We start from the raw sequence: 14,463 nt of genomic DNA, 5'->3' as shown, positions 1-14,463 counted from the left end.
GAGTCCAGGTTGCCCGTCGGCTCGTCCGCGAACACGACGTCCGGCTGCGCGATCAGCGCACGCGCGATCGCGACCCGCTGCTGCTGACCACCGGAGAGCTCACCCGGACGGTGCGTCAACCGACCCGACAACCCCAGGGTCTCGACCAGGGTGTCCAGCCACGCCCGGTCCGTGGTCGCGCCGGCCAGCTCGACCGGCAGCGTGATGTTCTGCTCCGCGGTGAACATCGGCAACAGGTTGAACTGCTGGAACACGAACCCGATCCGGTCCCGCCGCAGCTTCGTCAGCGCCTTGTCGCTCAGCCCGGTGATCTCGGTCTCCCCGAGGAACGCCTGCCCACCCGTGGCCGAGTCCAGCCCGGCCAGCAGGTGCATCAGCGTCGACTTACCCGACCCCGACGGGCCCATGATCGCGGTGAACCGGCCCTGCTCGAAGTCCACGTCCACGCCGTCCAGAGCGCGCACGATCGCCTCGCCCTTGCCGTACGTCTTGGTCAGGGAGCGGGCGCGCACTGCGGGCGACGACCCGGGCGTATACACGGTGGTGTCCATGCGGCAGACGCTACGGATCGGCGGCGTGCCAGGGCATCAGGCCGGGGTCTGGTCTTGGTCTGCCCCAGGGTCATACCTGGGTCGTACGCCCCCTGGGCCGCTGGTCAGGGGGCGGGCCCGCCCACGTGTCAGACGCACAGTTCCCTCGGGTGAACCGTGCGTCTGACACGTGGGGGACGGCGGGGTCAGTCGACGGCGTCGAGCTCAAGGACGACGGCCTGCGCCGGGTGCAGCAGCGGGAGCCGCAGCCCGACCGAGCCGAGCGCGGCGCCGGGCACCACGGCGTCGTCCAACGCCTCGAACAGCGGCGGGGCGTTGCGGGGGAGCGGGCCCGGCAGCGGCAGGGAGACGCGGTAACGCCGTCCGGGGTCCAGCCCGGGCACCCGCTGCAGCGCGGGCAGCGCGCGGTCGCCCGTGACCGACCGCGCCACCCGCACCACCGCCCGGCTCCGGTCCGGCGCCACGATCACGGTCGCGCTCGTCCCGGCGTCGCCGGTCGGCGGGTGGTGCACGTCGCCCGAGTGCAGCAGCGGCCGCAGCCGCCGGTAGGCGGCGATGCCCGCGCGGAGCCGGTCCAGCTCGTCCGGGGTGCACTCCGTCAGGTCCCACTCGATGCCGAAGTGGCCCAGCAGCGCCACGGCGATCCGCAGGTCCAGCCCCGTGGCGCGCTTCGTGGTGTGGGCCACGGGCGGGCCCACGTGCGTGCCGACGAGCTCCGGGGGCAGCAGCAGCTCGGTCCAGCGCTGGATGGCCAGGCGCTCGACCGGGTCGTTCGTGTCCGAGGCCCACACCCGGTCGGTGTGCTCCAGCACGCCGAGGTCCACGCGCGCCCCGCCCGACGCGCAGGCCTCGATCTCCAGGCCGGGGTGCCGGTCCCGGAGCGCGGCCAGCAGCCGGTAGACGGCCGCGGTGTGCCGGTGCACGTTCGCGCGGCCGCCGGTCACGGCCTCGATGAGGTCGCGGTTCTGGTCCCACTTGACGTAGTCGAGCCGGTACTCGGTCACGAGCGCCGAGATCGCCTTCAGCAGGTGGTCGAACACGTCCGCCCGCGACACGTCGAGCACGTACTGGTTGCGCCAGGGCCGCACCTCGTTCTCGATCGGCTGCAGCAGCCAGTCCGGGTGCGCGCGGGCGAGCTCCGAGTCGAGGCTGACCATCTCGGGCTCGAGCCACAGCCCGAACTCCATGCCCTGCTCCCGGACCACGTCGACGAGGGGGTGCAGCCCGTCCGGCCAGGGTTCCGGGTCGACGCGCCAGTCGCCCAGCCCGGCCGAGTCGTCGCGGCGGCCCAGGAACCAGCCGTCGTCGAGCACGAACCGCTCCACGCCGGCGTCGGCCGCGACCCGGGCGAGCTGCGTGAGCTTGCCCAGGTCGTGGTCGAAGTAGACGGCCTCCCAGGTGTTCAGCGTGACCGGGCGGGGCCGCCGCGGGTGCCCCGCCCGCCCGCGCACGTACCGGTGGAACCGGTGCCCGAGCCCGTCGAGCCCCGCGTCGCTCCAGACGAACAGCGCGGCCGGGGTGCGGAACGCGGCGCCGGGCTCGACCGTGACCTCGCCGGGCCGCAGCAGCGGGCCCGCGCCGAGCACGGTGCGGCTCTCGGGGAGGGCGTCGACGCGGTGCACGGCGTCGCCGCTCCAGGCGAGGTGCACGGCCCACAGCTCGCCCCGGCTCTCGTCGAACCCGGGGGTGCCGAGCGCGAGCACGAGCGGGGAGTCGTGCCCGGTGCGGCCGCGGCGCGACTCGCGCGCGTGGCTGCCCTGTGCGAGCGGGCGGCGCTGCGGCGTGCGTTCGCGCGTCCAGCGCCCGGAGAAGTCCATGACCTCCGCGGCGAGGTCGCCGACCGGCAGCGTCGCCTCCAGGATCGCGAGGTCGACCGGCTCGGCGCCCGTGTTGTGCAGCTCGTGCGTCACGGCGAGCACCCCCGACGGGTCGAGGGTCAGGTCGACGACGACGCGCAGGCCGGTCGCCTCGGCCGTCACCCGGAGGTGCCGCTCGTCGCCGTCGGCCCCGGTGCGGCGCCAGCGCGGCAGCAGGGCACGCCGCCCCACGTGGCCGGCCAGGCCGGGGCGGCCCTCCCAGCCGTCGTGCTCGCCGGGCAGCACCGTGAGCGGCCACGGCCCGTCCAGCGCGCTAGGCGACCCGGGGCGCGCGACCGACCGGAGCAGACGGCGCGCGTCGGCGGGGCCGAGCGGGCCGAGGTCCCGGCCCCAGTGCACCACCTCGGGCAGGCCGTCCTGCGGCAGCGCGACGACGACGCCGACGCCCGCCGCGCGCAGCACGTGCACGTCCGGCGTCACTCGGCGGCGCTCTCGCGCAGCACGACGACGCGCCCGGCGGGCACGAGCGCGGCGCCGTCGAACGTCGCGTCGTCGAGCAGCGACCGGCCCGACACGGCCACGGTCTCGTCGGCGTCCGAGTGGTTGATCAGGAACAGGACGTCGCCGTCCGCGGTGTTCCGGCGGACGGCCTCGATCCCGGTGCCGGCCTCGACCGCGCGGGGCAGGCCGAGCTCGGAGATGAGCCGGTCGGCGACGCGCGTGGCCGAGTCGAGCGGGAGCTGCGCGGAGACGTACCAGGCCGCGCCGTCGCCGACGGCGTTGCGGGTCACCGCCGCGCGGCCGGCGGAGTCGCCGTCGGCGTACGTGACGACGGCCTCGGCGCCGTGCAGGTTCGTGTCCTCGCTCCAGTCGGTCACCCGGCCGCCGTCGGACAGGAGCACGGTCTCGTCGGCCTGCAGCGGGCGGAACTCCTCGGTCGTCACCCCGAGCAGGTCGCGGAACGCGCCGGGGTAGCCGCCGCCGCGCACGCGGCTGGTCTCGTCGACGATGCCGGAGAGGTAGGTGGCGAGCACGGTGCCGCCGCCGCGCACGAACGCGTCGACGCGAGCCGCCTGCGCGTCCGAGACCACGAGCAGCGTGGGCAGCACCACGAGGTCGTAGCCGTCGAGGTCGGCGTCGACGGGCAGCACGTCCACCAGCACCTGCCGCTGCCAGAACACGCGGTGCCAGAGCCGGGTCTCGTGGGCGTACCGCAGCGCGCGGTGCGGCTTGAGCCCCTGCTGGAGCGCCCACGCCGACTCCTCGTCGACGAGCAGCGCGACCTTCGCGGGCTCCACGGGCGCGCCCGCGATGCCGGCGAGCCGGCGCAGCGCGGACCCCAGCTCCACGACCTCGCGCCACACGCGGCTCTCGGTGCCCGCGTGGGGCAGCATCGCCGAGTGGAACTGCTCGGTCCCCGCGGTCGAGGCGCGCCACTGGAAGAACATCGCGCCGTCCGACCCGCGGGCCACGTGGGCCAGGGCGTTGCGCAGGATCTCGCCGGGGGCCTTGGCGCGGTTGCGCTGCTGCCAGCTCGGCGCCCCGGTGGAGTGCTCCATGAGCAGCCACGGCTCGCGCGCCCGGGTCAGGCCGCGCATCCGGTCGGCCGCGAACGCGAGGTCCTGCTCGCGCACCCGGTCGTCCACGATCGTGTAGTGGTCGTTCGCCACGACGTCGACGTGCCCGGCCCAGTCGGAGTAGTCCACGACGTGCCCGCCGGAGCCGACCATGAAGTTGGTGGTGACGGGCACGGCGCTGCGCTCGCGCAGCACCGCGGCCTCGGCGAGGTAGTGCTCCAGCAGCTCGTCGGAGGAGAACCGCTCGAACGCGAGGAACATCCCCGGGTTCGCCTTGTGCTTGTCGCCCCGGGGCGGCTCGATGTGCTCGATGTCGGCGAAGGTGTGCCCCCAGAACGCGGTGCCCCACGCGGCGTTGATCGCCTCGACCGTGCCGTACTCGGCACGCAGCCACTCGCGGAACCGCGCCGCCGACACGTCGCAATAGCACCGCCCGTTGCCGCCGCCGAGCTCGTTGCTCACGTGCCACAGCCGCACCGCGGGGTGGTCGCCGTAGCGCTCGGCGAGCGCGGTCGTGATCCGCAGCGCGTGCTCCCGGAACACGGGCGAGCTCGCGCACCAGCCCAGCCGCCCGCCGGGCACCTCCCGCTCGCCGTGGGCGTCCACCGGCAGCACCTCCGGGTGCGCGTGCAGCAGCCAGCTCGGCGGCGCCGCGGTCGGGGTGGCCAGGTCGACGGCGATGCCGGCGTCGTGCAGCAGAGCGATGATCTCGTCGAACCAGGCCCAGTCGTACTCGCCCTCGCGCGGTTCGAGCAGGCCCCACGAGAAGACGCCGAGGGTGACGATGTTGACGCCGGCCTCGCGCATCAGCCGCACGTCCTCGCGCCACACCTCCGGTGACCACTGCTCGGGGTTGTAGTCGCCGCCGTAGCTCAGGCCGTCGGTGGGCCAGGCGGGCAGGTCGCGGCGGGTGTGGGGTCGTTCGGTCGCACGGCGGGCCACAGGGCATCCCCTTCGATGTCGGTGCGGGGACGGTTGCGCCCCCGGGGCGTCAGACTTGTCGAGCGCCCGCCCGTTTGTCAATACGCGAAACAAACAGCGGGTCAGAACCGCAGCATCGTCCGGATGCCCACGACGGCGCCGCCGCGGGCCCACTCGTCGAACTGGAACGGCTGGACGTCGAGCGCCAGCGGCGGGATGCCGGGCGAGCGCACCTCGTCGATCGTGGCCCGCACCTCGTCGCCCGCGAGCTCGAGAACCACGAGCCCGTCGCCCGCGAGCACGATCTTCTGCGGGTCCAGCGCGTTCGCCACCGTGCCGACCAGCACCCCGAGCGCCTGCCCGGCGTCGGCGAAGGCGCGCCGGGCGGCCACGTGGCCCTCCCGGGCCAGCGCGACGGCGCCCGCGAAGTCGAGCCCGGGCATGCGCAGCGCGTCCACGATCGCCTGGTTGGGCAGCAGCGCGCTCACGCAGCCGCGGTGCCCCTGCCCGCAGATGGGCCCCGCCGAGTCGACGCGCAGGTGGTCGAGCCGGCCCGCCCGCCCGTGGTGGCCGGTGACGACGCGGTCGTCGACCACGAACCCGAAGCCGACGCCGGTGCCCACGGTGATCAGCGCCAGCGAGGTGCAGCCCACGCCCGCCCCGAACCAGTGCGCGGTGGCCGTCAGCGCGCGCACGTCGTTCTCCGCCCCCGTGGGGATGCCGAGCCGCTCGGTGAGCCGTTCGGCGAGGGGCACGTCCGTCCAGCCCAGGAACGGCGAGTCGGTGACCATCTGCCGCCCGTCGACGACGGCGAGGTCGCCCGCCAGCGCGATCCCGCCGGCGACGATCGAGTCGAACCGCCCGGCGAACCCGGCGTGGACGGCGGCGATCTGGTCGATCACGGCGTCCGGGTCCCGCACGGGGATGGGCTCCTCGTGGGCCGCCACGATGCGGGCGCCGAGGTCGGTGACGACGGCGAACAGGGCGTCGCCGGTGAGCTTGACGCCCAGGAAGTGCCGGGCCGCGTGCCGCACCACGAGCAGCTCGCTCGGGCGCCCCGTCGCGCCGCGCAGCTCGACCTCGCCCTCGGTGACCAGACCGTGGTCCATGAGCGCGCGGGTCACGCGGGTCAGGCTCGCGCGGGAGACGCCGAGCCGCCGCGCGATCTCCGCGCGGGGCAGCGGGCCGTGGATGAGCAGCTCGCGCAGCGCGTTGCGCTCGGCGTCGCCGAGCGCGGGCCAGCCTCGTGACATCGCTTCCTCGTCTCTGGGGAGCTCGGATCCTATCCGGCACCGACTTTGTTTCAATAATTGACAAAGATTAGGCGCGCCGCCAGACTCTGGTCCAGTCGGCGCCCGGCCGCCGACGAGTACCGATCAAAGGAGATCCCGATGCGAATGAGACCCCTCGTGGCGTGTGCGGCCACGGTCGCCAGCCTCGCCGTCCTGAGCGGCTGCGGCGCCGCGAGCGCCGACCCGGAGGGCCCCGTCACCCTGGAGTACTGGGCGTGGCCGGCGGGCAGCAAGGCCGTCGTCGACGAGTGGAACGCGGCGAACCCCGACATCCAGATCAAGCTCTCGGACGCGGGCGGCGGGGACGAGTCGTCCCAGAAGCTGCTGACGGCGTCGCGCGCGGGCAACGCGCCCGACCTGGCGCTCGTGGAGTACACGACGCTGCCGTCGCTGATCGTGGCGGACGTGCCGCTGGAGATCACCGACTACGTGGGTGACGTGCAGGACGCGTTCACCGAGGGCACCTGGGCGCAGACGACGTTCGACGGCGCCGTGTTCGGCGTGCCGCAGGACGTGGGCCCGATGGCGCTGGTGTTCCGCGAGGACCGCTTCGAGGAGCTCGGCGTGCCGGTACCCACCACGTGGGAGGAGTTCCGTGAGGCCGCGGCCGCGGTGCAGGAGGCCGACCCGGACACCGTCATCGCCAGCCTGCCGCCCACGGAGTTCGGCTTCTTCGCCGGCGTGGCCACGCAGGCGGGCGGGCAGTGGTGGTCCGTGGACGGCGAGGAGTGGTCGGTCGGGATCGCCGACGAGGCGTCCCTGGAGGTGGCGGACTACTTCGAGGAGCTGGCCACCGAGGGGCTGATCCAGACGGAGCCGCTGCTGACCCCCGAGTACAACGCGATGGTCAACGCGGGCACCATGCTCTCGTGGCCGTCGGCGGTGTGGGCGCCGAGCGTGATCGAGTCGGTGGCCCCGGACACGGCGGGGAGCTGGGCGATGGCACCGCTGCCGCAGTGGACGCCGGGTGACACCGCGGTCGCCTACCAGGGTGGTTCCGCCCTCGTGGTCACCAAGAACAGCGAGCACCCGGAGGAGGCGGCGAAGTTCGCCACCTGGCTGAACGCGTCCGAGGAGGGCAACACCCTGCTGCTGGACGAGCAGAGCCTGTACCCGGCGTCCAGCCTCGGGCAGGAGATGGCGGAGAGCAACGACCCGCCGACCCTCATGCCGCAGCAGGACGACTTCTACGCGGTCTCCGCCGACATCTCGGCCCAGACCGTCCCGGTGACCTGGGGCCCGAACGTCAACCTCGCCAAGTCGGTGTTCGAGGACGAGCTGGGCAAGGCCATCCGCAACGGCACCCCCTGGCGCGACGCGTTCGTCGCCACGCAGGACGCGGTGGTGGCCGACATGAAGGAGACCGGGTTCGCTGTGAGCAACGGCTGACCGGGTGCCCTCGATGTCCACCACCCTGCAACCGGCGCGCCGCCGTCCCCGACGGCGGCAGGTGGCGCCCTACCTGTTCACCGCCCCGGCGGTCATCCTGTACGTCGCGTTCATGCTCGTGCCCGTCGGCTACGCCGTCTGGCTGAGCACGCGCGCCTACCGCATCGAGGGCGCCCTGCTCGGGCGCAAGACCGAGGTGTTCGTCGGCCTCGACAACTACGTCGCGGTGCTGACCAACCCGGAGTTCGCGGCGGGCTTCGGGCGGCTCGCGGTCTACGGCGTCATCGCCGTGCCGCTCACGCTCGGCCTCGCGCTCCTGTTCGCCCTCGTGCTGGACACGCCGGCCGCCCGCCTCAAGCGGTTCGGCCGGACGGCGATCTTCATCCCGTACGCGGTGCCCGGCGTCGTCGCGGCCCTGCTGTGGGGCTTCATGTACCTGCCGAGCACCAGCCCGTTCTCGTACGTCACCCGGGCGCTCGGCCTCGGCACCATCCCGTTCCTCGACGGCCCCGGGCTGTTCGGCTCGCTGGCGAACATCGCGATCTGGGGCGGCGTCGGGTTCAACATGATCATCATCTACACCTCGCTGCGGTCCATCCCCGGCGAGATCTACGAGTCCGCGCGGCTCGACGGCGCGGGAGAGGTGCAGATCGCGCTACGGATCAAGGTGCCGCTCGTGGTGCCGGCGCTCGTGCTCACCGGCGTGTTCTCGCTGATCGGCACGCTGCAGCTGTACAGCGAGCCCGCCACGCTGCAGCCCATGACGAGCGCCATCTCCAACACCTGGGTGCCGCTGATGACCATCTACCGCGACGCGTTCGGCACCGACGACCTGCCCCAGGCGGCCGCGGCGTCGACGGTGCTCGCGGTGGGCACCGTGCTCGTCTCGGTGGTCATCCTGCGCATCGTCAACCGCAAGCGCATGGGGGTCGAGAGATGAGCGTGCTGACCGCCCGCCCGGGTCCGGCGTCGACCCGGCGCGACCCGTCCGACCGGGCGCGCTCGCGGGCGCGGCAGGGCGGCTGGGGCGTGCTCCCGACGATCGTGCTGCTCGTGGGCGCGTTCTACTGCCTCGTCCCCGTGCTGTGGGTCTACGTCGCGGCCACCAAGACGCGCGGCGAGCTGTTCACCACGTTCACCTTCGCGCCCGGCACCGGGCTGGGGGAGAACCTGACGGCGCTGTTCGCCTACGAGGGCGGGCAGTACCTGCTGTGGTGCCTGAACTCGCTGATCTACTCCGGCGTCGGGTCGCTGCTCTCGGTGCTCGTCTCGACCATGGCCGGGTACGGGCTGGCCAAGTACGAGTTCCGGGGCCGCTCGTTCCTGTTCCTGTCGATCCTGGCCGGCGTGCTCATCCCGGGCATCGTGCTGGCCGTGCCGCAGTACCTGCTGCTGTCCCAGCTCGGGCTGGTGGGCACCCACTGGTCGGTGTTGCTGCCGAGCATCGTCAGCCCGTTCGGCATCTACCTGTCCCGGGTGTACGCGATGTCGGCGGTGCCGCAGGAGACGCTGGAGGCCGCGCGGATCGACGGCGCGGGGGAGTGGCGGATCTTCCGGACGATCGTGTTGCCGCTCATGGTGCCGGGCATGGTCACGGTGTTCCTGCTGCAGTTCATCGGCACCTGGAACAACTTCCTGCTGCCGTACATCATGCTCTCGGACCAGAGCCGCTACCCGCTCACCGTCGGGCTGTTCACGCTGCTGGCCAAGGGGTCGAGCTCCCCGGCGCTCTACTCCGTGGCGATCACGGGGGCGGCGGTCTCGATCATCCCGCTGCTCGCTCTCGTGCTGTTCCTGCAGCGCTACTGGCGTCTCGACCTCGTCTCGGGCGGGCTCAAGGGCTAGCGGACGCCGGCCGTCGGGCGCCCGGTACCCGGGTGCCCGACGGCGGGTGAGGGCTCAGGCGTCCCAGGCGATCGTGAACTCGGCGAGGTCGATCTTGCCGTCCCGGTCGTGGTCGGCCTTGCCGAAGATCTCGTCGAGGTCCTTGTCGGTGGTCTCCTCGCCCCGGGTGGCCATCGCCTGGCGGAACTCGTCCGCGGTGATGCGGCCGTCGCCGTCGGAGTCGAACTCGACGAAGGTGCGGGTGAGCTCGTCGTCGGCAGCCATGCTGATACCTCGCAAAGTCGGAAACAATTCGAACCGTATGCAATCACATATCGGTTTGATCGGTTGTGGAATTGCTGGGTGGTATGTCCGGTACGGTGCGGCGTGCTGACCGTCGAGAACCGGAGGACCCGACCATGAGGCTGTACGCGGCCGCCCCCGCGCGGGGCGCTCGGCAGGCGCTCGGTGACCTGCTGCTGCTCGCCTGGATCGCGGGCTGGGCCTGGGCCGGGCGCGAGGTCTGGTCGGCGACCCTGGAGCTGGGCGCCCCGGGCCGCGCGACGGCGTCCGCGGCCGACGAGATGGCGGGCCGGTTCCACGACGTCGAGGGTCGGATCGGCGGCATCCCGGGCGTGGGCGACGACCTGGCCGCGCCCTTCAGCGGGGCCGCCGACGCCGCGGAGAGCCTCGCGCAGGCGGGCCGCTCCCAGGCCGAGACGGTGGCCGACGTCGCGCTGCTCGCAGGCCTCGCCGTGTTCCTGGTCCCGGTGCTCCTGGTCGCCGTGCTGTACGTGCCGCTGCGGGTCCGGTTCGTGCGCCGCGCGAGCGCCGGCCGGCGCCTGCTGGCCGCCGACCCGTCGCTGCTGGCGCTGCGGGCCCTGACGAACCAGCCGCTGCGCGCCCTGACCAGGGTCTCCGACGACCCGGTGCGCGCCTGGCGCGAGGACGACCCCGTCGTCGTGCGCCGGCTGGCCGACCTCGAGCTGCGCAGCCTCGGGCTGCGCCGGTAGCCGTAGTCTTGCGGCGTGCATCACTCATCGGCTGACGGCGTCCGACGTATCGACTTCCTCCCCTGGGAGTACGACCCCGCCTCACCGGAGGGCGAGGCGCAGGCCGCGCGGCAGCGCGAGCTCACCGACGCCGGTGCAGAGATCGCCGCCGGTGCCTTCGTCGCCCCGAACGCCGCGGTGTACTGCGACTCCCTCGTGCTCGGCGAGCGCAGCTACGTCGCCGCCCTCGCCTACCTCTCGGGCGACCTGACCATCGGCGCGGACTGCTCGGTCAACCCGTTCGCCGTGGTCCGCGGCGAGATCCGGATGGGCGACGGCGTGCGCATCGGCGCGCACAGCTCGATCCTCGGGTTCAACCACCGCATGGACAACGACCGGCCGGTGTTCCAGCAGGGCACCTGGAGCAAGGGCATCACCATCGGCGACGACGTCTGGATCGGCTCCAACGCCACGATCCTGGACGGCGTGACCGTGGGCGACCACGTGGTGGTCGCGGCCGGCGCCGTCGTCACCAAGAGCGTGCCGGACTGGGCCGTGGTGGCCGGCAACCCCGCGCGCGTGCTGCGCGACCGCCGCGCCGAGAAGGGTGCGACCGCCCCCGACCTCGGCGACCGCCTGGCGGCGTTCGGCGACCGCGCCCGCGAGCAGGCGGCCGACCTGCTGGCCCGCTGCTACGAGGACGGCCGGTTCGTGGACCGCCCGGCCGCCGCCGCGGGCCCGCTCGCCCCGGCCGTGCGCCCCTGGGCGGACGCCGTCGAGCTCGCCGACCTGCTGCTCGGCACCCCGCCGCCCGGGTTCGCCGCCGCCGACCTGGTCCGCCGCCTCACGGCCCGCCAGGACCCGGCCACCGGCCTGATCCCGGAGGGCGACCTGTCCGACGCGGGGCTCGAGGAGCCGGGCCGCACCACCGGGCCGCTGTCGGCGACGGACGGCGACGCCGCCTACCACGTGCTCAGCGTCGGCTACGCGGTGCGGCTGCTCGGCGCGCGGCTGCCGCACCCCGTGCGCGCCGTCCACGAGCTGACAGACCGCGACCTGGCGGCGGCCCTCGACGCGCGCGACTGGGGCGCCCACGCCTGGGGGAGCGGCGCCGCCGTCGACTCCCTGGGTACGGCGTGCGCCCTGAACATCGCCGACTTCTCCGCCGAGCTGCCCGACGGCGGCGTCGGCCCGCTGTACGGCCTGCTGGGCTGGCTGACCGCCAGGGCGGACCCGGCCACGGGCCTGTGGGGCGCGCCGCAGCCGGGGTCGCGCTGGCTCCAGGCCGTCAACGGGTTCTACCGCCTCACGCGCGGCTCGTACGCCCAGCTCGGCCTGCCGCTGCCCTACCCCGAGGCGGCGATCGACACCGTGCTGGAGCACGCGGCCGACCCCGCGCTCGCCACCGCGGACGGCTGGACCGCCTGCAACGTGCTCGACATCGTGCACCCCCTGTGGCTCGCGGCGAAGCAGACCTCGCACCGGCGGGCGGAGGGCGAGGCCTGGGCCCGCGCCCAGCTCGACCGGGCGCTGGAGAGCTGGGCGGACGGCGCCGGCCTCGCGTTCGCGCCGCGCAGCGACGGCGCCGACGGCGTGCCCGGCCTCCAGGGCACCGAGATGTGGCTGAGCATCGTCTGGTACCTGGCCGACTACCTCGGCGCCGCCGACGCCCTCGGGTACCGGCCGCGGGGCGTGCACAGCCCGGACCCGCTGGTGCGGATCGCGCCGGTGGCGGGGGCGCTGTGACCGTCCGTCACCTTCGCGTCCCGGCCGCGCCGCCCGTACGGCCGGCGCCCCTGGACCTGGGTGACCCCGCCGGAACGGCGGACGCCGTCCGCCTCACGGACCGGTACGTGGAGCGGGACGGGCGGCCCTGGTTCCCCGTGATGGGCGAGTACCACTTCAGCCGGGACCGCCCGGAGCAGTGGGAGACCGAGCTGCGCAAGATGCGGTCCGGCGGGGTCGGCGTCGTGGCGACCTACCTGCTGTGGATCCTGCACGAGGAGGAGCGCGGGCAGGTGCGCTGGGACGACGCGCTCGACGTGCGCCGGTTCGTGCGCACGGCGAGCCGCGTGGGCCTCGACGTCGTGCTCCGCATCGGCCCGTGGGCGCACGGCGAGACCCGCAACGGCGGGTTCCCGGACTGGCTCCAGGCGCTGCCCGTGGCGCACCGCACGAACGACCCCGCCTACGTGGACCTCGTGCGCGGCTGGTACACGGCGATCGCGGACCAGGTGCGCGACCTGATGCACGCGCCCGGGCAGCCGGGCGGCCCCGTGGTCGGCATCCAGGTCGACAACGAGCTCTACGACCAGCCCGAGCACCTCGCCACCCTGCGCGACCTCGCCGAGGAAGCCGGCCTGCGCGTGCCGCTGTGGCTCGCGACCGGCTGGGGCGGCGCCCAGCTGCCGCCCGGCCGCGTGCTGCCGGTGTACGCGGGCTACTCCGACGGGTTCTGGGAGGAGTCCACCACCGGCTGGCCCGAGTTCGGCGCCACGCACTACGTGTTCAGCACCGTGCGCGACGACCTCACGGTGGGCGCCGACCTGCGCGACGGACCCGTCACGGCCCAGGCTGCCGACATGGCCGCGGCCGGCGCCGCCGACCCGTGGCCGTTCGCCACCTGCGAGCTCGGCGGCGGCATGCAGGTCGCCTACCACCGGCGCCCGCTGGTGGACGCCGACGACGTCGCGGCGCTCGCCCTGACCAAGCTCGGCAGCGGCTCCGCGTGGCAGGGCTACTACCTGTACCACGGGTCCACCCAGGTGCTCGGGGAGCTCTCGACCACGCAGGAGTCGCACGCGACCGGCTACCCGAACGACCTGCCGCTGCGCGACTACGACTTCTGGGCCCCGCTCGGGTCGGCGGGGCAGCAACGCCCGCACTTCCACGCGCTGCGCCGCCAGCACCTGTTCCTTCAGGCGTTCGGCGCGGACCTGGCGACCTACCCGGTGGTGCTGCCGTCCGGTGCTGACGGCGACGACGTGCGCTGGTCCGTCCGGGGCGACGGGGAGCGCGGCTACCTCTTCGTCAACAACCACCAGCCCGCCGCCGCGCCGCTGGCGGACGTCGACGGCGTCCGGTTCGAGGTGACGCTCGGCGACCACGCGGTGACCGTCCCGACCGAGCCGTGCCCGCTGCGGGCGGGCGTGGCGGCTGCCTGGCCGCTGCGCCAGCCGTTCGGGACGGTCCCGGCGCTCACCGTCCCGGCGCAGCCGATCACGTCGCTGGAGACTCCGGACGGGCCGGTGGTCCTGTTCGCAGCGACCGACGGCATCGACGTCGAGCTGCAGATCGAGGGCGTGCCCGCCGCCGACGTCCGCGGGGCCACGACCCGCCAGGAGGACGGGCGCGTCATCGCGGTGCCGGACGCCGCGCCGGGGCTCGCCGCCGAGGTCGTCGTCGGCGGCACCACGCTGGTGTTCCTGCCGCCGGAGCTGGCCGACGCCGTCTGGAAGGGGCCGGTCGACGGGCGCGAGAGCCTCGTGCTGTGGCGCGGGAGCGGCTGGTTCGACGGGGAGTCGTTCCGCGTCGAGGCCGACGCCGCCGACCGGACCGTCGACGTGCTGCCCGCCCTCGCGTCCGCCCGGCACGCCGAGGTGCCGGGGGAGGGCAGCCGGTTCACGCGGTACGCCGTCCCGGGCGAGCAGGTGACCTTTCCGCTGCCCGCGCCCCGGTTCGACGCCGTGGTGGCGCCGGTGCGCACGGGCGGCAGCGCGGGCCGCCTGTCGGCCCCGGACGACGCGGACTTCGCGGCGCTGGTCCCCGTGCGGCTGCCCGTGCCCGACGACGCCTTCACCGACGCCGAGCGGGTGCTGCTGCGCCTGGACTGGACCGGCGACGCGATGCGGGTCCACGTCGGCGACACGCTGGTCGCCGACCAGTTCTGGTCGGGCCGCGCGCTCGACGTCGACCTCACGCCGTACCGCGAGCGGATCCGGGCGGAGGGCCTGTGGCTGCGGGCCTTCGCCTGGTCGCCCACGGCCGGCGTGCACGTCGACCCGCGGGTGCGGCCGGCGTCCGAGGCGCCGGTGCTGGAGGTGCGGTCGGCGGCGGTGCGGGTGGTGCGGACCCGGGCGCTGCGCTGAGGCGCGCGTCGC

General features: G+C 74.2%; 11 protein-coding genes. 6 read left to right on the top strand and 5 right to left on the bottom strand.

The features are described 5' to 3' along the window. The 4 genes from H291_RS0101525 to H291_RS0101510 form a co-directional block, all read right to left on the bottom strand. On the bottom strand, nucleotides 1–551 hold a 551-nt coding region (locus H291_RS0101525), incomplete at its 3' end, for an ABC transporter ATP-binding protein (RefSeq protein WP_033325389.1). 185 nt (nucleotides 552–736) lie between these two features. After that, nucleotides 737–2,848 carry an alpha-galactosidase gene (locus H291_RS0101520; RefSeq protein WP_020013212.1) on the bottom strand — a complete coding sequence of 704 codons (2,112 nt, stop codon included), beginning with the start codon at nucleotides 2,846–2,848 and terminating at the stop codon, nucleotides 737–739. Then, on the bottom strand, nucleotides 2,845–4,887 hold the full coding sequence (locus H291_RS0101515; protein WP_020013211.1) for a beta-galactosidase: 2,043 nt from the start codon (nucleotides 4,885–4,887) through the stop codon (nucleotides 2,845–2,847). Before H291_RS0101515 ends, H291_RS0101520 begins: the two co-directional genes overlap by 4 nt. Nucleotides 4,888–4,988: 101 nt before the next feature. Next, nucleotides 4,989–6,119 carry an ROK family transcriptional regulator gene (locus H291_RS0101510; RefSeq protein ID WP_020013210.1) on the bottom strand — a complete coding sequence of 377 codons (1,131 nt, stop codon included), beginning with the start codon at nucleotides 6,117–6,119 and terminating at the stop codon, nucleotides 4,989–4,991. 138 nt (nucleotides 6,120–6,257) lie between these two features. Here H291_RS0101510 and H291_RS0101505 point away from each other — a divergent pair, with 138 nt between their 5' ends. Genes H291_RS0101505 through H291_RS0101495 form a run of 3 tightly spaced genes read left to right on the top strand, consistent with a single transcriptional unit; the run spans nucleotide 6,258 to nucleotide 9,392 of the window. Then, on the top strand, nucleotides 6,258–7,547 hold the full coding sequence (locus tag H291_RS0101505) for an ABC transporter substrate-binding protein (RefSeq protein WP_033325327.1): 1,290 nt from the start codon (nucleotides 6,258–6,260) through the stop codon (nucleotides 7,545–7,547). A gap of 13 nt (nucleotides 7,548–7,560) precedes the next feature. Next, nucleotides 7,561–8,487, top strand: coding sequence for a carbohydrate ABC transporter permease (locus tag H291_RS0101500; RefSeq protein ID WP_033325387.1), 927 nt, complete (start codon nucleotides 7,561–7,563; stop codon nucleotides 8,485–8,487). Beyond that, the gene (locus H291_RS0101495; RefSeq protein ID WP_020013207.1) at nucleotides 8,484–9,392 is read left to right on the top strand and encodes a carbohydrate ABC transporter permease; all 909 of its coding nucleotides are present in this window, start codon (nucleotides 8,484–8,486) and stop codon (nucleotides 9,390–9,392) included. The genes H291_RS0101500 and H291_RS0101495 overlap by 4 nt, the downstream gene beginning before the upstream one ends. Nucleotides 9,393–9,446: 54 nt before the next feature. Here H291_RS0101495 and H291_RS0101490 read toward each other — a convergent pair whose 3' ends face one another. Next, nucleotides 9,447–9,656 carry an EF-hand domain-containing protein gene (locus H291_RS0101490; protein WP_020013206.1) on the bottom strand — a complete coding sequence of 70 codons (210 nt, stop codon included), beginning with the start codon at nucleotides 9,654–9,656 and terminating at the stop codon, nucleotides 9,447–9,449. Nucleotides 9,657–9,790: 134 nt separating this feature from the next. Here H291_RS0101490 and H291_RS0101485 point away from each other — a divergent pair, with 134 nt between their 5' ends. From H291_RS0101485 to H291_RS0101475, 3 genes are read left to right on the top strand one after another with little or no spacing between them, the layout of a single operon-like run. Continuing rightward, the gene (locus tag H291_RS0101485; protein WP_020013205.1) at nucleotides 9,791–10,384 is read left to right on the top strand and encodes a hypothetical protein; all 594 of its coding nucleotides are present in this window, start codon (nucleotides 9,791–9,793) and stop codon (nucleotides 10,382–10,384) included. Between the two features lie 15 nt (nucleotides 10,385–10,399). After that, a complete protein-coding gene (locus H291_RS34750; protein ID WP_020013204.1) occupies nucleotides 10,400–12,109 on the top strand; it encodes an acyltransferase in 1,710 nt (569 codons plus the stop codon). Further along, nucleotides 12,106–14,451: a beta-galactosidase gene (locus H291_RS0101475; protein ID WP_020013203.1), complete on the top strand. Its 2,346-nt coding sequence runs from the start codon at nucleotides 12,106–12,108 to the stop codon at nucleotides 14,449–14,451. The genes H291_RS34750 and H291_RS0101475 overlap by 4 nt, the downstream gene beginning before the upstream one ends. Nucleotides 14,452–14,463: the final 12 nt, after the last annotated feature.

This window comes from Promicromonospora sukumoe 327MFSha3.1 (assembly GCF_000385135.1).
Classification (GTDB): domain Bacteria; phylum Actinomycetota; class Actinomycetes; order Actinomycetales; family Cellulomonadaceae; genus Promicromonospora; species Promicromonospora sukumoe_B.
This window is presented reverse-complemented; position numbering and strand designations above follow the sequence as displayed.

Excerpts from the sequence above, each read along its gene's own strand:
- H291_RS0101495 (WP_020013207.1), top strand. The coding sequence starts at position 8,484 with ATGAGCGTGCTGACCGCCCGCCCGGGTCCGGCGTCGACCCGGCGCGAC.
- H291_RS0101510 (WP_020013210.1), bottom strand. The coding sequence starts at position 6,119 with ATGTCACGAGGCTGGCCCGCGCTCGGCGACGCCGAGCGCAACGCGCTG.
- H291_RS0101505 (WP_033325327.1), top strand. The coding sequence starts at position 6,258 with ATGCGAATGAGACCCCTCGTGGCGTGTGCGGCCACGGTCGCCAGCCTC.
- H291_RS0101485 (WP_020013205.1), top strand. The coding sequence starts at position 9,791 with ATGAGGCTGTACGCGGCCGCCCCCGCGCGGGGCGCTCGGCAGGCGCTC.
- H291_RS0101490 (WP_020013206.1), bottom strand. The coding sequence starts at position 9,656 with ATGGCTGCCGACGACGAGCTCACCCGCACCTTCGTCGAGTTCGACTCC.
- H291_RS0101500 (WP_033325387.1), top strand. The coding sequence starts at position 7,561 with ATGTCCACCACCCTGCAACCGGCGCGCCGCCGTCCCCGACGGCGGCAG.